This window comes from Mumia flava (assembly GCF_002797495.1).
GTDB lineage: Bacteria > Actinomycetota > Actinomycetes > Propionibacteriales > Nocardioidaceae > Mumia > Mumia flava.
This window is the reverse complement of record NZ_PGEZ01000003.1, coordinates 1-18,386: the sequence shown is the minus strand read 5'-3', so window position 1 is coordinate 18,386 and position 18,386 is coordinate 1. Positions and strand designations below refer to the sequence as shown.

The 18,386-nt window shown below is 70.0% G+C and carries 16 protein-coding genes; 9 read left to right on the top strand and 7 right to left on the bottom strand.

The genetic code is table 11. The annotated features are described in order from the left end of the window. Positions 1-81: 81 nt before the first annotated feature. The 4 genes from CLV56_RS19465 to CLV56_RS19450 are packed head-to-tail and all read right to left on the bottom strand — an operon-like array spanning position 82 to position 3,500. Positions 82-939, bottom strand: a complete 858-nt coding sequence (locus CLV56_RS19465; protein WP_211288235.1) for an ABC transporter ATP-binding protein — start codon at positions 937-939, stop codon at positions 82-84. Position 940: 1 nt separating this feature from the next. Continuing rightward, positions 941-1,729, bottom strand: a complete 789-nt coding sequence (locus CLV56_RS19460) for an ABC transporter permease (RefSeq protein WP_039355896.1) — start codon at positions 1,727-1,729, stop codon at positions 941-943. Further along, a complete protein-coding gene (locus CLV56_RS19455) occupies positions 1,726-2,505 on the bottom strand; it encodes an ABC transporter permease (protein ID WP_039355899.1) in 780 nt (259 codons plus the stop codon). Before CLV56_RS19455 ends, CLV56_RS19460 begins: the two co-directional genes overlap by 4 nt. Next, positions 2,502-3,500, bottom strand: coding sequence for an ABC transporter substrate-binding protein (locus CLV56_RS19450; protein ID WP_100415549.1), 999 nt, complete (start codon positions 3,498-3,500; stop codon positions 2,502-2,504). The genes CLV56_RS19455 and CLV56_RS19450 overlap by 4 nt, the downstream gene beginning before the upstream one ends. A 281-nt stretch (positions 3,501-3,781) precedes the next feature. On the opposite strand from CLV56_RS19450, the gene CLV56_RS19445 reads away from it, so the two are divergent. The 8 genes from CLV56_RS19445 to CLV56_RS19410 all read left to right on the top strand — a co-directional run bounded on the left by CLV56_RS19445 (position 3,782) and on the right by CLV56_RS19410 (position 14,224). Next, positions 3,782-5,641, top strand: a complete 1,860-nt coding sequence (locus tag CLV56_RS19445) for a tannase/feruloyl esterase family alpha/beta hydrolase (protein WP_100415548.1) — start codon at positions 3,782-3,784, stop codon at positions 5,639-5,641. A gap of 102 nt (positions 5,642-5,743) precedes the next feature. Then, positions 5,744-6,379, top strand: a complete 636-nt coding sequence (locus tag CLV56_RS19440) for a DUF2238 domain-containing protein (RefSeq protein WP_039355902.1) — start codon at positions 5,744-5,746, stop codon at positions 6,377-6,379. Between the two features lie 106 nt (positions 6,380-6,485). Further along, positions 6,486-7,370: a LysR family transcriptional regulator gene (locus CLV56_RS19435; RefSeq protein ID WP_170224834.1), complete on the top strand. Its 885-nt coding sequence runs from the start codon at positions 6,486-6,488 to the stop codon at positions 7,368-7,370. A gap of 632 nt (positions 7,371-8,002) precedes the next feature. Beyond that, positions 8,003-8,965 (top strand): alpha/beta hydrolase, encoded by a 963-nt coding sequence (locus CLV56_RS19430; RefSeq protein ID WP_039355975.1) that lies wholly within the window; start codon positions 8,003-8,005, stop codon positions 8,963-8,965. Beyond that, positions 8,962-10,014: a quercetin 2,3-dioxygenase gene (locus tag CLV56_RS19425; RefSeq protein ID WP_039355909.1), complete on the top strand. Its 1,053-nt coding sequence runs from the start codon at positions 8,962-8,964 to the stop codon at positions 10,012-10,014. Before CLV56_RS19430 ends, CLV56_RS19425 begins: the two co-directional genes overlap by 4 nt. Positions 10,015-10,041: 27 nt before the next feature. Next, positions 10,042-11,028, top strand: a complete 987-nt coding sequence (locus CLV56_RS19420) for a LysR family transcriptional regulator (protein ID WP_100415546.1) — start codon at positions 10,042-10,044, stop codon at positions 11,026-11,028. A 113-nt stretch (positions 11,029-11,141) separates the two neighbouring features. Further along, on the top strand, positions 11,142-12,479 hold the full coding sequence (locus CLV56_RS19415) for an MFS transporter (protein ID WP_100415545.1): 1,338 nt from the start codon (positions 11,142-11,144) through the stop codon (positions 12,477-12,479). Beyond that, positions 12,476-14,224, top strand: a complete 1,749-nt coding sequence (locus CLV56_RS19410; RefSeq protein ID WP_039355912.1) for an FAD-dependent monooxygenase — start codon at positions 12,476-12,478, stop codon at positions 14,222-14,224. The genes CLV56_RS19415 and CLV56_RS19410 overlap by 4 nt, the downstream gene beginning before the upstream one ends. Positions 14,225-14,643: 419 nt before the next feature. Here the strand turns inward: CLV56_RS19410 and CLV56_RS19400 are convergent, their stop codons facing one another. Beyond that, a complete protein-coding gene (locus CLV56_RS19400) occupies positions 14,644-16,398 on the bottom strand; it encodes an AIPR family protein (protein ID WP_100415543.1) in 1,755 nt (584 codons plus the stop codon). Positions 16,399-16,535: 137 nt separating this feature from the next. Between CLV56_RS19400 and CLV56_RS19395 the strand changes: the two genes are divergently transcribed. Next, positions 16,536-17,294, top strand: coding sequence for a hypothetical protein (locus tag CLV56_RS19395; RefSeq protein WP_157805233.1), 759 nt, complete (start codon positions 16,536-16,538; stop codon positions 17,292-17,294). A gap of 173 nt (positions 17,295-17,467) precedes the next feature. On the opposite strand, the gene CLV56_RS21095 is transcribed toward CLV56_RS19395, so the two are convergent. Continuing rightward, positions 17,468-17,701, bottom strand: coding sequence for a transposase (locus CLV56_RS21095; RefSeq protein WP_211288234.1), 234 nt, complete (start codon positions 17,699-17,701; stop codon positions 17,468-17,470). A 2-nt stretch (positions 17,702-17,703) separates the two neighbouring features. Next, positions 17,704-18,386, bottom strand: a 683-nt coding sequence (locus tag CLV56_RS19390) for a transposase (protein WP_211288233.1), incomplete at its 5' end; no start/stop codon positions are given.

The following is an 18,386-nucleotide window of genomic DNA, read 5'->3' as shown; positions in this document are numbered from 1 at the left end:
ACAAGAGCGGGTACGGGTGGGCTTGCGGCGGTGCCGCCCGGTCAGCCGGTGGCGTCGAGGCCCAGCACAGCGACGGTGACCCTACGGCCGGTAGCCCTTCTTCGCCTTCTGGATCAGCTCGTACACGTGACCGCGCAGCTCGGTGAAGCGGCGCGAGGACCGGGTCTCGAGCTGGTCACGCTCGTCGGGAAGGTCGACGCGGACATCCTCGATCACGACCGTCGGCCGGTTCGAGAGCACGAGCACCCGCTGGCCCAGGTAGACCGACTCGTCGATGTCGTGGGTGACGAACAGGACCGTGATCCCGAGGCGCTTCCAGAGCGTGCGGATGAGGTCCTCCAGGTCGGCACGGGTCTGGGCGTCGACGGCGGCGAACGGCTCGTCCATGAGCAGGACCTCGGGCTGGTACGCGACCGCGCGGGCGATCGCGACCCGCTGCTGCATCCCGCCGGAGAGCTGCCACGGGTACGCCGACGGGACGTCGCCGAGACCGACCGCGTCCAGGGCCTCGTCGACGAGTGCGTGCCGCTCCGCCCTGCCGATCCCCTTCTCCCGCAGCGGCAGCTCGACGTTCTGACGGACGGTCATCCATGGGAACAGGCTCCGCCCGTACTCCTGGAACACGACTGCCATCCCGGGCGGCGGACCTGTCACGGGTTCGTCGTCGAGCAGCACCTCGCCCGAGGTCGACTCCAGCAGGCCGGAGATGCAGCGCAGGAGCGTGGTCTTCCCGGCGCCGGAGGGGCCGACGATGCAGACCAGCTGGCCACGCGGCACCTGGAAGGTGAGGTCGCGGATCGCCTCGAGCTCGGAGTCCTGGGTGCGGTAGACCTTCTGCAGGCTGCGCACGTCGAGCGCGATCGTTGCGCCGTCCGGGATCACGGGTCGGTCTCCGGTGGTCGCTGCGGCGCTCGCGCGCTCGTCGGTCGTGGTCTTCACGTCATGCTCCTCTGTCTGCGCGACGTACGCCGCGGTACCACGCGAGCGCACGGTGCTCGACCAGCCGGAACAGGCCCGCGAGGGCCACGCCGATCAGGCCGAGCAGGATGATGCCGGTCCACATCTCGGGCACGGCGAAGGCCCGCTGGAACTGCACGATCGAGGCACCGAGACCGCGGTTCGCTCCGAACAGCTCGCTGATCACCATGAGGATCACGCCGATCGACAGAGCCTGGCGGGCACCGGCGGCGATCTGCGGGCTCGCGCCGCGCAGGACGACCTGCAGGAGGCGCGTGCGGGAACGGAACCGGTAGACCCGTGCGGTGTCGAGCTGGACCTCGTCGAGGCCGCGGACGCCCTCGACGGTGTTCAGCAGGATCGGCCACAGGCAGCCGAGCGCGATCGTCACGATCTTCGAGGTCGACCCCGTGTAGCCGGCGAACAGGGCGATCACCGGCACCAGCACCGGCGGCGGGATCGCCCGGAAGAACTCCATCGACGGCTCGCAGAGCGCGCGTACCGTACGGGAGAGCCCGACCAGGATCCCGCCCGCGACCCCGGCGACCAGCGCCAGGGCGTAGCCGATGCCGAGCCGGGCCAGGCTCGGCAGGGCGTCGTTCACGATCCGGTCTGCGTCCCAGGTCTGCGGGAACGCCTCGAGGATCGTCGACAGCGGTGGCCAGAAGATGCTCGTGCTGTCGGCGGAGGCGACCCACCACAGCGTGAGCAGCACCAGGGGGAGGGCGAGCAGCCAGAACAGCTGCCGGCCCCAGGTGGCGACGGTCGTCATAGGTCCCTCCGGATCGAGGCGTGCCAGTGCAGCGCCCGCCGCTCGATGGTGCGGGCGCCGAGGTTGACCGCGACGCCGACGAGGCCGACGACGATCACCAGGGCGTACGTGAGCGCGACCGCACCCGAGCTCTGTGCGACGCCGATGGCGTTTCCGAGCCCCGGCACGCCGATCACGAGCTCCGCGGTGATCTCGAGGATCAGCGCGACCGCGGCTGCGAGCCGGAACCCGGTGAGCACGTAGGGCAGCGCGGTCGGCCAGATCACCCGCCGGACGAGCGCCCGGCGGGAGAAGCGGTACGAGCGCGCGGTGTCGCGTACGACCGGATCGACGTCGGCGACGCCGTACAGCACCTGCACGAGCACCTGCCAGAACGACGCGTACACCACGAGGACGAGGGCCGATGCGGGCTTGCTGCCGTAGATCAGGACGACCAGCGGGATCAGCGCGACCGACGGGATCGGCCGCAGGAACTCGATCGTCGACGCCGTCAGCTTGCGCAGGAAGTCGACGCTGCCGATCACGATGCCGGCCAGCACACCGGCGACCATCGCGGCCGCGAGACCGATCGCCCACCCGCGCAGGGTCTCGCCGAGCTGGGTCCAGAACGACGCCTCGGTGACCTCCCGCGCCAGGGCGGAGAACATCTCCGTCGCCGGCGGGAGGTACGCGGGGTCGACCAGGCCGAGGGTGGGGAGGAGCTGGACGACGGCGACCACGAGCGCGAGCCCGGTCAGGCCGAGCAGCGCGTCGCGGGTCCGCGGTGCTCGTGTCACGGCAGCAGCGTGTCGATGTCGGGCTGCTCGGAGTACAGGCCGTCGGTCACGGCCAGCTCGGACAGAAGCTCGACGGAGTCGACGTCGATCTCCGACGTCCAGCGCGGCAGGATGACCTGCTCCTGGAGGTCGGCGTCGAGCTCCGTGTAGGTGCCGAGGACCTCGCGAACCGCATCCGGGTTCTCCTGGGCGTAGTCGAGCGACTCGTTCATCGCGCTTGTGAACGCCTCGACGACCTCCGGATCCTCCTGGGCGAACTGCTCGGAGGTGAAGTACATCGCCACGGTGAGGTCGGGGTCGGTCTGGACGAAGTTGTCCGTGACCGCGCGCATGCCCGAGGACGTGCCGATCGTGAGGAACGGCTCGACGACCTGCCCGGCGTCGACGTCACCCTTCTGGATCGCGGGGATGATGTCGGGGAAGGCCAGCTCGACGTACTCGATGGTCGACGGGTCGCCTCCGTCCTTGCGGACCGCCTCGTTGGTCGTGGTGGTGTTGATGTTGTTCAGCGTGTTGACCGCGACCTTCTTGCCCTCGAGGTCCGCGGCGGTCTTGATGTCGGAGTCCGCGGGGACGATCACCGCGCCGAAGTCGTTGCCCTCCTCGCCGGTGGACGAGACACCGTCGGCGACGACCGTCAGCGGGAGGCCCTCGGACGTCGCGAGCAGCAGCGAGATGGTGTTGCTGAAGCCGAACTGGAACTGCCCGCTCACCACGCCGGGCACGATCGCCGCACCGCCCTGTGCGGTCTCGAGCGTCACGTCGAGGCCCTCGTCGGCGAAGAAGCCCTGCTCGACGCCGAGGTAGATCGGCGCGACGTCGAGGATCGGGATGACGCCGACCGTGACCGCGGTCGTGTCGTCGCCGGATCCGTCGCCGGCGGAGGCGTCGTCGCCACCGCAGGCGGTCGCCGTCGCGCTCAGCGTCAGGGCCAGCGTGAGTGCGGCGATCGTGCGGCCTCGCCGCCGGGCGACGCGGGTGAACAACCGGTGCATCGGGTCCTCCTTGAGAGGGTCAACGGCCCGCCGCGGGTGTGGCGGGGGATTGTGTGACGGACGCTACACCAGATTGTGAACAATAGTGAAGCCAATTTGTGGAGCGATCGGAACCGTGACCTCCCCGAGACCTGTCGGTGGCGAGGCGCGAGCGGAGCGAGCGATCGAGACCCGTTCGCAAGATTGCATTGCAGATTGTTGACGATCATGTGTAACGTCCGTCACACCCCAGCGGCGTCCGTCGCGTTCTCGGGTGGGCTCTGAACCCAGAGGAGTTCTCGATGCCTTGGACCTTCCAGAGGCAGGAGCGGCCGTCGGTACGCAGCACTCGCCGACGTCCGGCCTTTCTCGCGGCCGCCGTGGGTGCCGCCGCGATCCTGGTGCTGTCGCTCGCGCAGGCCGGTACGGTCAGCGCCGCGACGAGCGCCGGTTCTCACGGGCGCACCGCCGTCACCGCCGACGGCCTGCGTGACCTCGCCGCGCTCGCCCCGGTGATGGCGTGCGAGGACGTCGTCGGTCTCGACCTCGACGGCGTCACCGACGCACCCGTCACGATCACGGCCGCGAGCGTGGTCGACGACGGCACCACCGCCCCGTACTGCGAGGTGACCGGCACGGTCGCCCCGGCGAACACGATCATGGTCCGTCTCCCCGTCGAGGGGTGGACCCAGCGGTACGTCCAGACCGGCTGCGGCGGGCTGTGCGGCAACGTGCGGATCAACTACGGCCAGTCCTCCGGTTGCCCGGTGATCGAGGACGGCAGCGTCGCCAGCGCCAGCACCGACATGGGGCACCAGGGTCAGAACGACGGCTCGTGGGCCGCGGACAACCCGCAGGCGCAGATCGACTTCGCGTACCGCGGGGTGCACGTCACCGCCGAGGTCGCGAAGGCGCTCATCACGAGGTTCTACGGACAGGCGCCCGCGTACTCGTACTTCACCGGCTGCTCCGACGGCGGCCGCGAGGCGCTGATGGAGGCGCAGCGCTACCCCGACGACTTCGACGGGATCGCCGCGGGCGCTCCGGCGAGCAACATGGCGGTGCAGAACACGTACCACCACGCCTGGAACGTGCTGGCCAACCAGGACGAGAAGGGGCAGTTCATCCTGCTCGCCGACAAGCTGCCGGTCGTCCACGACGCGGTGATCGCCGCGTGCGACGGGATCGACGGCGTGGAGGACGGGATCCTCGACGATCCGCGCGCCTGTGGCTTCGACCCGATGACGATCGTCTGCGCCGACGGTCAGGACCCGTCGACCTGCCTGTCGACGGAGGAGGCCGAGGTCGTCCAGAAGCTCCACGAGGGTGCGAGGACGGCCGACGGGAAGCGTCTCGAGCAGGAGATCTCGCACGAGTGGGGCTCGGAGCTGGAGTGGACGCTGTTCGTTCCGGCGACACCCGACGGGCACGCGCAGAGCGAGAACTTCGCGCTGTCGTACCTGCGCTACCTCGCCGACCCGAACGACGCGGACCCCGACTACGAGCTCAGCGACCTGCCGCTGACCGTCAAGGGCTTCTGGGACACCGTGATGCCCTCGTCGAGCTACATGGCCGCGCTGGACCCGGACCTCAAGGCGTACCGCAAGGGCGGCGGCAAGCTGCTGCTGTGGCACGGGTGGAACGACCAGCACATCTCACCGCAGAACACCCTCGCGTACTACGACGCGATGCAGAAGACGATGGGCAAGGGCGCGGTGAAGCAGTTCGCGAAGCTCTACCTGTTCCCGGGCATGGCGCACTGCGGCGGTGGCGACGGCCCGAACTCGACCGATGTGCTCACCCCGGTGATGGCGTGGGTCGAGAGCGGCCGGGCCCCTGACCGGCTGATCGCCTCCGCGACCGACGATCAGGGCACGGTGACCCGAACCCGCCCGGTCTACCCGTACCCGACCGTCGCCCGCTACGACGGCACCGGCAGCACCGACGACGCCGCGAACTTCGTGGCGTACACACCGAAGAAGGACGTTGGACCGGACTACCGCTGGGTCGGCGAGTCGCTCCTGTCACACGGCTACCAGACGCAGTGCAAGGCCGTCGGCGACGACCTCGTCTGCAAGCCGCTCCATCCGAAGGGCAAGGCGAAGAAGCACGGCAAGGGTCACCCGAACGACAAGGGGGGCCACGGCCGTACGGGGCGCTGACCTCGCTGCTGAACCTGGCACGCTGTCCGTCGCAGGGAGGCGGACAGCGTGCCAGACCCGCGGCCGCCAGACCGTCCCGTGCCGTCGGCGTAGTCTGCCGTCGTGGACGCCCGCAGGCTCATCCTCGGTGACTGGACCCCGCTGGTCCGTGACGGCATCGACGTGCTCCGCATCGGTCTCGTCGTCGCCACCCTGGTCGCGCTCGTCGCCGGCAACGTCGGCGGCGCGCTGGCGCTCGGCTTCGCGACGGTCCTGGCGCTGCTCGCGCGGATCATCAACCTCCCGCGGCCGTACGACGCCGGGTTCGTCCTCGTGCTCACGTTGCACGCGGTCGGGGAGGCGCTCGGCTGGTACGACTCGATCAGCTGGTTCGACCGCGTCGTGCACGTGGTGCTGCCGTGCCTGGTCGCCCCGGTGCTCTACATCGGGCTCGCGAGGCTCGACGTCCTGCCCGACCCGCGCGACGAGACGCACGCGCGGCACTACACCGGGATGGCGATCGTCGTGTTCTGCCTGGGCATGGCGGTCGGCGGGCTGTGGGAGATCGTCGAGTTCACCTCCGACGGCACGTTCGACACCGCGCTGTCGGAGGGCAACTCCGACACCGTCGGCGACCTCGTCGCCGATGCCGTCGGGTCGCTGCTCGGTGCGCTCCTCCTGGTCGCGTGGGCGGTGTGGGGGTGGGGATCCGTCCGGCGCATCACCGGCGTCAACACCTACGAGGACGCGGACGCGTGATCTATCCCGACCCCGATTCGTCGAGTTGCGGCGCGATCGGATGTGCCGGAAGTCGCCGGAACTCGACAAACCGTGGACGCGGGCGGTGCGTGTCAGACTGGCGGTCGTGATCGACGTCACCGCGCACCAGCTCCGGGTGTTCGTCGCCGTGGCGCGGCACGGGCACTTCGGGCGCGCGGCCGAGTCGCTGCACCTCGCCACGTCGACGCTGAGCGAGAACGTCGCGACGCTCGAGCGCCGGATCGGGCGGCGGCTGTTCGACCGAGGACGCAGCGGCGCGAGCCTGACGCCCGAGGGTGTCGAGCTCCTGCCGCTCGCGGAGCGGGTCGTCGACGGGATCGACGCGATCGCCGCGTGGGGACAGCGCGTACGGGACACACCGCGCGTACGGGTGGGCCTGATGGTGACGACACCGCGGTTCCGGGCGGTGATGACCGAGGCGGCGCGCGAACGGCCCGACGTGCAGTGGGAGATCCGGCAGCTCGGGTTCGACGGGTGGGTCGCGGCGCTGGAGCGCGGCGACGTCGACTGCGCGTTCGTCGCGGAGGCCGGGCCGCTGCCTGCGCACCTGCACGCCGAGTCGCTGTGGTCCGAAGGGCTCGTCCTCGTCGTCCCCGAGGCGCACCCGCTCGCCGCGCAGCCGTCGGTGGAGGTCGCCGACCTGGCCGGCGAGACGTTCATCGCGGTCCACGACCCGACCGGCGAGCACGCGTGGCTGCAGACCATCACCGGCCGCGACGACCTCAAGACGATGGCGGTCGCGCACTCGTTCGAAGAGGTCCTCGAGCTGTGCGGTGCCGGCCTCGGGGTCAACATCGCAGGGGCGTCGGCGCCGGAGTCGTTCGCGCGGCCCGGGCTCGCCTTCGTACCCCTGCGCGGTGTGCCCGACGTGACCACGTCGCTGTGCTTCGCGCGGGAGCAGCCGACGGAGGTGGTGCGGGAATTCGGTGACCTCGCGCACGCGGTGGTGGAGCAGATCGCCCGCGCGTGACGCCTCGGACCGTCGGGTCTCGATCACTCGCTTCGCTCGCGCCTCGACCGGCGGGGGACTCTCACGCTGGTCGAGGCGGGCGAGGGACGAGCCCGATCGAGACCCCCAATGAACGAGTCAGGGGTCTCGATCGCTCGCTGCGCTCGCGCCTCGACCAGCGGGGGACTCTCACGCTGGTCGAGTCGGGCGAGGGACGAGCCCGATCGAGACCCCCAACGAACGAGTCAGGGGTCTCGATCACTCGCTTCGCTCGCGCCTCGACCAGCGGGGGACTCTCACGCTGGTCGAGTCGGGCGAGGGACGAGCCCGATCGAGACCCCCAACGAACGAGTCAGGGGTCTCGATCACTCGCTTCGCTCGCGCCTCGACCAGCGGGGGACTCTCACGCTGGTCGAGTCGGGCGAGGGACGAGCCCGATCGAGACCCCCAACGAACGAGTCAGGGGTCTCGATCGCTCGCTTCGCTCGCGCCTCGACCAGCGGGGTGGGTCTTCGCTCGCGCCTCGACCGGCGGATCCGTTCGGGTTTCCCGAAGGGTGGTTCGCGACTTCCTGTTGGACGTGACCCAGGTCGCACTCGGAGCATGGTCGGCGACCACCCGTACCGCCCACGCCGTATCTCCGGGAGACGACGATGTCCCAGCCGCCGCCGCTGCGCGCGCTCGAGTACGCGCGGCGCGACACCGGCCCGCTCGTGCTCGACCTGCACCGACCCCACGCGTCCGCGCCGGTGCCGGTAGTTGTGTGGCTGCACGGCGGCGGTTGGTTCACCGGCGACCGCGAGCTCGCGCCCGATCCGCGCCACCTGACCGAGCGGGGGATCGCGATGGCGTCGATCGAGTACCGGCTGTCGGGCGACGCGCTCTTCCCCGCTCAGCTGCACGACGTCCGCGCGGCGATCCGGTGGTTTCGCGCGCACGCCGGCGAGCTCGGCCTGGACGGCGACCGGATCGCGCTCTGGGGCGCATCGGCCGGCGGGCATCTGGCGGCACTGGCCGGACTCACCGGACACTTCGACGCCCTTCCCGGCGAGCAGCGCGCCGACCACCCCCGGACCGTCCAAGCTGACGCCGACCACCCCGTACGGGACGCGTCGGTGACCGCGGTCGCCGCCGCGTACCCGCCGGTCGACCTCCTCGGCGACCAGGTCCCGCCCGGGGCGCCGCTCGGACCGCCCGACCCGGCGGCGACCCCGGAGGCGCGCCTGCTCGGCGGGATCCCGGCCGAGCACCCGGACCGCGCCCGCTCCGCTTCCCCGCTCACCTACGTCACCGCGGACGCGCCGCCGTTCCAGATCGCGCACGGCACCGGCGACCTGATGGTCCCGTCGCGGCACAGCGAGCTGCTGTACGAGGCGCTGCTCGCCGCCGGCGCCGACGCGGAGCTGTGGCTCGTCGACGGGTACCGGCACGGGTTCCTCAACCCCGCGGGGCGGGCCGACGTACCGGCCGCGATGGACGACGGCCGCCTCGCCGCCGAGGTGTCCCCGAAAGCCACCGTCTGCTCCTCGCGCCACCCCTGCCCCGTGCCGACGACGTTCGGCTTCGACCGCACCGCCGACTTCCTCGCGCGATGCCTGACGGAAGGATCCGCATGACCACTCTCGACCTCGAGTCCGTGCACCAGATGCGTCCCGTCGTGGATACGCTGCCCGGCGAGCCCGTCCCGTACGCGATCACGAGCGGGGAGGGCCAGCGGTACGAGGTGGACGGCCAGCTGTGGACCGTCGTCGCCCGTGCGGCCGACTCGGGCAACGCGTTCGACGCGGCGTTCGTCCTCGGACCGCGCGGCGCGTCTGCCCCGTTCCACAGCCTCGCCGAGCACCAGCGGTCGTACGTGGTGTTCGAGGGGAGTGTGCAGGTGTGGCTGCCGGGGGAGAGCCGCGTGCTCGGCACCGGCGACACGATCCACGTCCCGCCGGGCGTCCCGGTCGCGTACCGGATGCTCTCGGAGATGACCAAGCTGCTGTTCTGGAGCGCGCCGGGCGGTGCGCTCGACGCGCTGCTCGAGGGCGAGTCGCCGGTCGCGACGCACGTGTACCCGGCCGCCGACGTCCCGCCGCCGAGCGGACGGCTGATCGTTCCCGGCGGGGCGTCGGTCCACGACCTGCCGCAGGTCGACGCGCGCGACGGCGACGACGTGGCGCTGCCCGGCGGCGTCGAGCCGTACTTCCTGCGCGCCGGCGAGGGCGACCGCCGGATGTGGCCGGACGCGGTCAACGCGTTCTCGGCGCGCGGCCGCAACACCGGTGGCCGCTACATCGCCGTCACGACGATCGGCGCCCGCCAGCCGTACATCCCGCGGCACTTCCACTCCCAGCACACCGAGAACTTCTTCTGCCTCTCCGGCCGGATCTGGCTCTGGGTGAACGGCGAGCAGGTGCTGCTCACGCCCGGCGACTACGTGCACGCGCCGGCGGGGACGATCCACAGCTTCGCGCTCGGCGGCCACGCCACGCGGATGCTCGGGATCCTCACGACGGACGTGTTCGAGCCGTTCTTCGACCGCACCGGTCCGGCGACCGACGACCACGTCTACACCGAGGGGATGATCGACCCGTCGGTGATGATGGGCCGCCTCCAGGAGATCTCCGACCTCGACGTGACGATGGTCGGCCCGCCGCCCGAGACGCCCGCGGGGCTCTGAACCCCGCCGTGCGGCAGGAGGTGCCCCATGCCCGGTGACCTGCGCAGTCTCGACCTCAACCTGATGCTCGCGCTCGACGCGCTGCTGACCGAGCAGAACGTCACGCGTGCCGCGGAGTCGCTCGCGCTGAGCCAGCCGGCGACGTCGCACGCGCTGGCGCGGTTGCGCAGGCACTTCGGCGACGAGCTGCTGGTGCGGCACGGCAACGAGTACCGGCCCACCCCGCTCGCGCGCCAGCTCCGCGTCCGGGTCGCGACCGCGCTGGCGACGGCGCAGCGGGTGTTCGACGCGACGGCGTCGTTCGATGCCGAGCATGCCGACGACGAGTTCATCGTGATGGCGTCGGACTACGCGTCGGTGGTGCTCGGGGCGCGTGCGTCGGCGCTGGCGCGTACGGAGGCGCCGGGCGTACGGATCCGGTTCACGGGCGTGACGCCGCACGCGGTCGAGCACGTCCAGTCGACGCTGAGCGCAGTGGACGCGCTCGTCCTGCCGTACGGGCTGGTCGGCGACCTGCCCTCGCTGCGGCTCTGCACCGATGACTGGGTGTGCGTCCTCGCGGCGGACAACGCTCTGGTCGGAGACGAGCCGAGTCTCGCCGACCTCGCGGCGCTGCCGTGGGCGGTGATGTCGGAGCGACCCGCGACCTTCGCGTCGGCGGCGCGCCAGCTCCGCACGCTCGGCGTCGAACCGCGGGTCGAGGTCGTCACCGACAGCTTCGTCTCCCTGCCGTTCCTGCTCCAGGGCACGCCGCGGGTGGCGCTGCTGCAGCGGCGGCTCGCGGCGCGGTTCGCCGGTGTCGCCGGGCTGCGGACCGTCGAGTGCCCGTGGCCGGTCGCGCCGCTGGTCGAGGCGGTCTGGTGGCACCCGGTCCGCGAGCATGACCCGGCGCACCAGTGGCTGCGCGGGCTGCTCGCCCGGGCGGCGGGGTCTCTGGATGGCGCCGCCTTGGACGTGGCCGCACCCGCCGGTACGGCGGCACCCGCCCGTACGGGCTCGGTGGCGCTGGCGTGATTCTCAATGATCGAGAAGGCCTCTCGTCTGCGCCTGTGACCGCGGACACGCTGGGGCGGCGATGTGGCTCCGGTCACGTCGACCGCCCGAACTTCCGACGCCCAGGAGCACCCATGTCCACTGCGACCCGATCCGCACCACGATCGCGGACCCTCGTCTACGTCTTGTGCTGGCTGTGTCTCGTGGCCGACGGCTACGACCTGATGGCGTACGGGGCGACGCTCCCGGCGCTGATCGGTCAGCCGCCGTTCAACCTCACCGTGGACGGTGCTGGTCACGTCGGCAGCCTCGCGCTGACCGGCATGCTCGCCGGCTCGCTGGTCGCGGGCACGCTGACCGACCGGATCGGGCGGCGCAAGATCTTCCTGGCGAGCGTCACGATCTTCTCCGCCGGCATGGTGCTGGCCGCTCTGGCGCCGAACGTCGAGGCGTTCGTCGCGCTGCGCATCCTCACCTGCTTCGGCGTCGGCGGTCTGCTGCCGACCGCGGTCGCGCTGGCGAGCGAGTTCACGCGGCCGGAGACGCGATCGCGCACCCTGGGGCTCGTGCTGACCGGTCCGCCGGTCGGCATGGTGGTCGCGTCGTTCTTCGCGTCGCGGGTCGTGGCGGACCACGGGTTCCGTCCGGTCTACCTCGCGGCCGGTCTGATGCTGCTCGTCGTGCCGGTGCTGTTCCGGGCGCTGCCGGAGTCGCCGAGCTACCTCGCGGCGCGCGGTGACGCCGAGGCGGCAGCACGGGTGCGCGACACGTACGGCCTCCCGACGCCGGCGGCTCCGGCGGTGCCGGCCGGCACCGCGGCCGGTGCTGCGGGCGGGCGGTTCTCGTCGGTCACCGCGCTGGTGTCCGGGCGCATGCTCGTGCCGACCCTGCTGATCTGGGCGACGACGTTCTTCAGTCTGCTCACCGTCTTCGGGATCACGACGTGGCTGCCGCAGGTGATGGCGACGTCCGGGTACGGGCTCGGGTCGTCGATCAACTTCCTGCTCGTCTACTGCCTCGGCGCCGTCGTCGGCACCGTGATCGCGGCGTGGCTCGCCGACCGGTTCGGGCCGAAGCCGCTCGTGATCGCCGGCTACCTCGCCGCCGCGATCGCGCTGACGCTCGTGTCCGGCCAGCCCGCGACCGGGCTGCTCGTGGTGCTGGTGATGCTGGCCGGATTCGGCGGGTTCGGCACGCAGAACATCCTCAACGACTTCATCGCCCGCTTCTACCCGGCGTCGTCGCGTGCGTCCGGGCTCGGCTGGGCGCTCGGCGTCGGCCGGATCGGCGGCATCGTCGGACCGACGTTCGGCGCCTGGGTCGTCTCCGGCAACGATCCCCTGCACGCGACCGCCACCGCCTTCGCGATCACCGCGCTGCTCGGCGGCATCGTGATGGCGCTCGTGCCCAAGAAGGCTCCGCTCGACACCCCGGCCGCGGAGGCCGCGTCCCTGGAGGAGATCGCTCGATGACCGCACCCCGCGACCCGCACCCCGTCCCGGCACAGGTCGACGTCCTGATCGCCGGCGGAGGCCCCAGCGGGCTGTTCCTGGCCGCCGACCTGGCGGGTCGCGGGGTCCGCAGCGCCGTCCTCGAACCGCGCGTCGAGCTCGACTGGCTCCACCCGCGCGCGAAGACGACGAACGCCCGCACGATGACGCACCTGCGGCGCATCGGCCTGGCCGACCGGCTCCGCGACGCGTCGCCGCTGCCGGTCGACTACTCCGACAGCGTCGCGTTCTGCACGTCGCTGGTCGGGCACGAGCTGACGCGGTTCCACGAGGCGTTCCAGCTGCGGTCGGGCCGATACGACGTCGCGCCCGAGTGCGGCCAGCAGGTCGCGCAGCCCGTCGTCGAACAGGTCCTGCGCCGGGCCGTGGAGGCGCAGCCCCTCTCGACGCTGTGTCTGGGGTCGCGGTTCGTGGGGCTGGAGTCCGAGCCGGATGCGGTCGACGGTGTGGTGGCCCGGGTGGCTGACGCGGCGGGGGAGGAGCGGCTCGTCCGTGCGCGCTACCTCGTCGGTGCCGACGGCGTCTCGTCGGACGTACGGCGGGCGCTGGGGCTGCGGCTCGAGGGCTCGTCCGCGGCGAAGTCGAACCTCGGTCTGCTGTTCCGCTCCGAGGCCCTCGCCGACCTGGTCCGGATCGACCCGGCGGTGCAGTTCTGGGTGGTCGGGCGCACGTACGCGGGGATGATCGGGCAGATGGACCTCGACGGTCTGTGGTGGTCGATCGTCCAGGGGTACGACGCGGAGGCGCCCGCGTTCGCCGGCGTGCCGCGCGACGCAATCATCCGCGACCTCGCCGGGGTCGGCGACGACGTGGACGTGGAGGTGCTCGCGGAGGACCCGTGGACCGCGCGGATGCTGCTCGCGCCGCAGTACCGCCGCGGCCGCTGCTTCCTCGTCGGCGACGCCGCGCACGCGAACCCGCCGTGGGGCGGGCACGGCTTCAACACCTGCATCGGCGACGCTGCGAACCTCGCCTGGAAGCTCGACGCCGAGCTGCACGGTTGGGCGGGACCAGGCCTGCTCGACTCGTACGAGGCGGAGCGCCGGCCGGTCGCGCGCCGCACGATCGACGATGCGGCGACGAACGGGACCGCCCTGGCCGATGACTTCGTGCAGGAGGGTCTGGGCGATGCGGGGGAGCGGGGCGAGGAGCTGCGGCGGCTCGCGGGTGAGGCGTTGCAGGTGAAGACCTCGGAGTTCCTGTCGCTCGGGCTGGTGCTCGGGTACGACTACGCGTCCTCGCCGTGCGTGACGCCGTCGGGTGCTTCCGCGCCGGAGCCGGACCCGATCCGCTACGTGCCGTCGGCGGCGCCGGGATGTCTGCTGCCGCACGCGTGGCTGGCGGACGGGCATTCGCTGTACGACGTGCTGGGGGCGGGCTTCACGGTGCTGGTGGATGCGGGCGCGGAGGTGGATGGCGCTGCGCCGGCTGACCGGGATGCGGAGTCGGAGTTCGCCGCCGCCCAGCGGGTAGCCGACGTCGCCGGGATTCCGCTCGACCTGGTCCGCGTGCGCCGGACGGAGGGCTCGTTCACGCAGGACTGGGACGCGCCGTACGTGCTCGTGCGTCCCGACCAGCACGTGGCGTGGCGGGGGGATAATCCGACCTCCCTCGCCGACGCCGTCTTGCACGCGGCAGCCCAAGGCGGACGACCCTCGCCGAGCGAGGATCCGCGCTCGGCCGTTGATCGAGTGCATACGCGCTGACCTGGCGGGGCCCTGCGGAGTTGCGACGGTGCGACCCATGGCATCGTCCCATCCGACCGGGCTAGCGTGCGACCTTCCGCCCACATTGACGCAGCCCGCGTGGGTGAAGCATGGCCCGAACTCGCAGGAGGGAACGCCCCCCCCCCCCCCCCCCCCCCCCCCCCCCCCCCCCCCCCCCCCCCCCCCCCCCCGCCGACCTGCTGCCGACTCTCTCGCCAGAAGCGGGCGCCCCGGTCGTCAACAGCACATCGTCGGATGGCAGCCGAGTGCCCAAGCCTTGGCCCCACCAGGAGCGGCGCAACACCTGAAATGCTCCAGCTCTGTGGTTGAAAGAGCCCCGGTCCAGAGCTAACCGCGGCTCGATAGGTTCGTTGCCGTATTCAAGTGAGGTGGGTGGACGGCAGTGCCGCCCACCCACCTCATTTCTTCGCGGCGTTGCCGTCCGCGGTTGCCTCCTTCTCCTCTGCCCGAGCAACCGCTGCTGCCTTCACGGAGTCGGTGAACGACTGCGTCTTCACCACGTCCCGCGTAAGGACATCTCCCGCAAGGACCGCGTCGATCACCTCGATCGCTTCCTTGAACGCCTCGACCGATGCGTCATCGGACCACAAGACCTCGGCGATCTTGTTCGCATACCCGGTCATCTTGTTGGCCGTCAGTGCAGGCATGTCCGTTCCGCCGACGAGATAGCGCAGAGCCATCAGCAGGTGGTATCGGGCGGGCTTGTAGTAGACGGGCAGAAGGTTGTTCCGGAAGAGGAACTCCAACCTGTAATAGCCGTACGCCGACACGTAGTACGGCTCGAGCTTGTGAGTGTCAATGAAGATCTTGGTGCCGACCTGCGCCCTCAAGTCCCCGTAGTACCGCGCAGCACGGTGGGCATCGTCTAGGAACATCGCAGCAAAGGCCCGGACCTGCAGGGTCTTGCCGATGATTCGGACCTTCTCGATGCCGTTGGCCGACGCATACTGCTTCGAGCGGCGTTCGTAGTGCAACTTCTTCTTGTCCGGGAACGCGTCATAGAGAGCCTCCAGGCGCTTCTGGAACGCGCTCATCGCGTAGAGATCGTCCGCGGTGACCTCGGTCTGCCGGTTGGTTGCCGTGATGATCGCGCTGATGATCTCCTCGTCAGCCGTCGAGATCACCTTCAGCGGAACGTGGACCTCGTCACTCAGTTCCTCGGCCGCGTCGAACAGAACATGGCTCGTCTGGCACCCATTGACGATCTGGTAGTCCGTGACCACGAACTTGTTGCCGGTCGTATCGAGGCCGCGAGTGACGACGGTTACCCCATTGTTGAGGACCGCGAACCTCTGCTGACCCGCTGGGTCCTGCAACGTCTGTCGAATCTCGCCGTTGACCTCATTGTCTCCCTGGAAGTCTCGGACGTTGTCATAGAACAGAGGCTTCCGGATGTTGCCAAGTGGGTCCGTGATCAGGGACAGGTACTCCTTCGCCGGCAACACACCTAGGTAGGCCTCCTCCACCCCTTCGATTTCGGGCAGCAAGACCTTGTTTGAGAACGAGAACTCGACGGTCACGTTGTTCTTGGAGCGCTGATACGCCGTCTGGATCTCGTTGGCTCCCAGGGGTGTGAACTTGACCTCGCCGAAGAGGCCCGTCGCCATCAGCTGTCCCTTGCGCTTCTCGATCTTGGCCGTCAGGTACTGGTCCTCCTGCCATTGACCGGTCGTTACAAAGGTCATCTCGATCACAGGCTTCTGGCGCTTGAACTTCACGCTCTTCGAGTACAGCCAAGACATGACCTCTCGCGCCGCCTCGACCTTCTCGTTCACCGGCAGCGCAGGGTCCTCTGCGAAGAACTCGTCGACGCCGTCGAAGAACGTCATGATCTGCTCGCCACTGAAGCTGCTGCTCGTCTTGGCCTGGACGAAGATGAACTTCACGTCCAGGAAGCCATTGATTTCGAGCAGATCTGACGCTTCCTCGACCGAACTGATCAGGGCCCCGTTGACGATGATCGCCAGTCCATCGAGCCCTAGATCGCCTTCGCCCCCGACGTGGACGTCCTCCGTGTCGAACTCTTCTTCATGGGCAAGCGACACCACGCAGTAGTCCGCGAATAGTTCGAACAAGTCCGATTCCGACAGGCTCGAAGACAAGGACTGCTCCGACCTGAACTCGTCCAGGTACGACTTCGTAACGCGATCCATCAGATCCCCTTCACTAGCGGTCCACTTCACCCTAAGGCCGCATCACGCCAGCTAGTCGCTGGCCACCACTCCCTGTAGTTCTGGTTGTCCGCGAGCCGCTGATGATCGGGCCGGACCGTTCGCGCATGCTTGTTCGCGTGAACGAACTGACCGAAAAGCTATACAAGTGGCTCGAGGACAGCGGGCGTGCCCTTGAACTTCGCGCCGCGAGATCCCTCATGGGCACGCCCGGCTGCAGGCTGGCCCTGCCCGCCTACCAGTACGAGGACGGGGTGACGAAGAAGCAGCGTGAGGGTGACGTGATGGCCCTCTTCGGAGGCAGTAACCTGTCAAGGACTCTCAACACCTCCTTCAGGCTCGCCGTTGAGTGCAAGTCCGGCAGCGACAAGCCGTGGATCGCTTTCTACGACCAGCGCCGCTCCACCCACCCCGCCAAGCTCAGCGACTGGTGGCTGCCGTGTGGGAAGGACTGGACCGAGGAACTGCGCACCAAAGTCGTCGGGGCGTTCGAGTGGGAGAACGGCCTGCTCACCGACCGGCTTGCCTCGCACGCAGTGTCAGCGCTGGGAAAGGAATCTATCAACAGCGCTCAGGACGCCATCATGCAGTCGATGAGCTTCGCGCGGGCCCTCGCTGGCGAGGGGACGCTGACGATGGCTGGCGACAACATCGGCACGGTCCTAGGCGGCGTCATGCCCGTGGTGGTGACCCAAGCGCCCTTGTTCCAGTGCGAGCTTGGTCATGAGGGCCAGCCGATCCTGACTCCCGTGGAGCGGTTCGACGTCTCCGTCAAGTTCGGCCAGGCGCCGCGGCGGCGCGTCTACGTCGTGTCCGAGGCGGGCCTCGCCGACCTGGCCGGTTCTCTGGGGCGCGCCCTGGACCGCGTGTCTGGCTGAAGCGCCGTCCGACTCTCCTAGCCCCGGTCTTTAATGACGAGGGCGTCGTTCGTGTCGGTGGCGCGTGATGGGGTGTGCGCGTGTCCATGGTGATCTCGGGTACGACGGTGCGCCGGCTGGCGCTGCCGGGCTGCGGTTCTCCGGGTGCTGAGGTGGTGGGCGGACAGGGCTCGTCAAGCCGGTGGTGGTGGGATCGCGGCGATGTTCGCGAACACCGCGACGATCGCTGCGGCCGAGGGCCAGGACTGCGGGATCTTCAGGCGCCGCCGCCGGCCGGTGTGGACGAGTCGGGCGGGGACGTGCCAGAGCCGGTAGCGCAGCGCTTTCGGCTCGCACGTGGCGAGGGTCTTCGCGTCGCCGGTCAGCGCGAGCAGCCTGGTCCAGGCGACCACATCGGCGGCGATCATGGTCAACGCGAGCCAGGTCTGGTTGATCGCGAACTATCGCGACGGGAAGCGGCCGAGTCCGGAGTCCTTGGCGTGGCGGATGCGGTCCTCGACGCGGGCGTGGGCGCGGTGCCTGGCTTCCAGGAAGGCGAGCTGCCCGACCGGGGTGTTGGTTGCGAACGCTTGGTAGCGCCGCCCGTCGGCCTCTTCGAACAGCGACAGCTGCGCACCCGGATGCGGACGCTCCCGGCGGACGATGACCCGCATCCCGTCAGGCCCTTCGTGAGCATCGTCGTCTCGAGCAGCCCGGTGAGCTCGGCGACGTCACCGCCGTCACGTACACCGCCGTCGGCGTCGAGCGCGGGCGTCCAGACGTTCTTCGGGACCAGCCGGATCGCGTCGCGGAGCTTCTCGGTGACCGCGAAACCCACTGAGTATTCCACCGTCCGGCCGCGGACCTGGCCTTGGGCGACGATCCAGTCCAGCAGGCCGTGGGAGGCGCCGGCCCCGTCGCCACGGATCAGCAGGTTCTTGCGATGCCGGCTGGGGATCTGGGTGATCGCGTCGGTCAGGACATCGATGTGGTCGGCTGTCGTGTTCGACCCGGCTGAACCGCCGGTGCGCAGCTTGGCGGCCACGAACTCTTGCGTGTTGTCGCACCAGACGCCGAGCGGGTGGTACCCGAACGTCTTCTTGAACGTGGGCG

Bases quoted from the DNA above. Each gene is read 5' to 3' on its own strand.
- CLV56_RS19415 (WP_100415545.1), top strand. From the start codon at position 11,142: ATGTCCACTGCGACCCGATCCGCACCACGATCGCGGACCCTCGTCTAC.
- CLV56_RS19400 (WP_100415543.1), bottom strand. From the start codon at position 16,398: ATGGATCGCGTTACGAAGTCGTACCTGGACGAGTTCAGGTCGGAGCAG.
- CLV56_RS19410 (WP_039355912.1), top strand. From the start codon at position 12,476: ATGACCGCACCCCGCGACCCGCACCCCGTCCCGGCACAGGTCGACGTC.
- CLV56_RS19420 (WP_100415546.1), top strand. From the start codon at position 10,042: ATGCCCGGTGACCTGCGCAGTCTCGACCTCAACCTGATGCTCGCGCTC.
- CLV56_RS19450 (WP_100415549.1), bottom strand. From the start codon at position 3,500: ATGCACCGGTTGTTCACCCGCGTCGCCCGGCGGCGAGGCCGCACGATC.
- CLV56_RS21095 (WP_211288234.1), bottom strand. From the start codon at position 17,701: ATGATCGCCGCCGATGTGGTCGCCTGGACCAGGCTGCTCGCGCTGACC.
- CLV56_RS19430 (WP_039355975.1), top strand. From the start codon at position 8,003: ATGTCCCAGCCGCCGCCGCTGCGCGCGCTCGAGTACGCGCGGCGCGAC.
- CLV56_RS19425 (WP_039355909.1), top strand. From the start codon at position 8,962: ATGACCACTCTCGACCTCGAGTCCGTGCACCAGATGCGTCCCGTCGTG.
- CLV56_RS19445 (WP_100415548.1), top strand. From the start codon at position 3,782: ATGCCTTGGACCTTCCAGAGGCAGGAGCGGCCGTCGGTACGCAGCACT.
- CLV56_RS19460 (WP_039355896.1), bottom strand. From the start codon at position 1,729: ATGACGACCGTCGCCACCTGGGGCCGGCAGCTGTTCTGGCTGCTCGCC.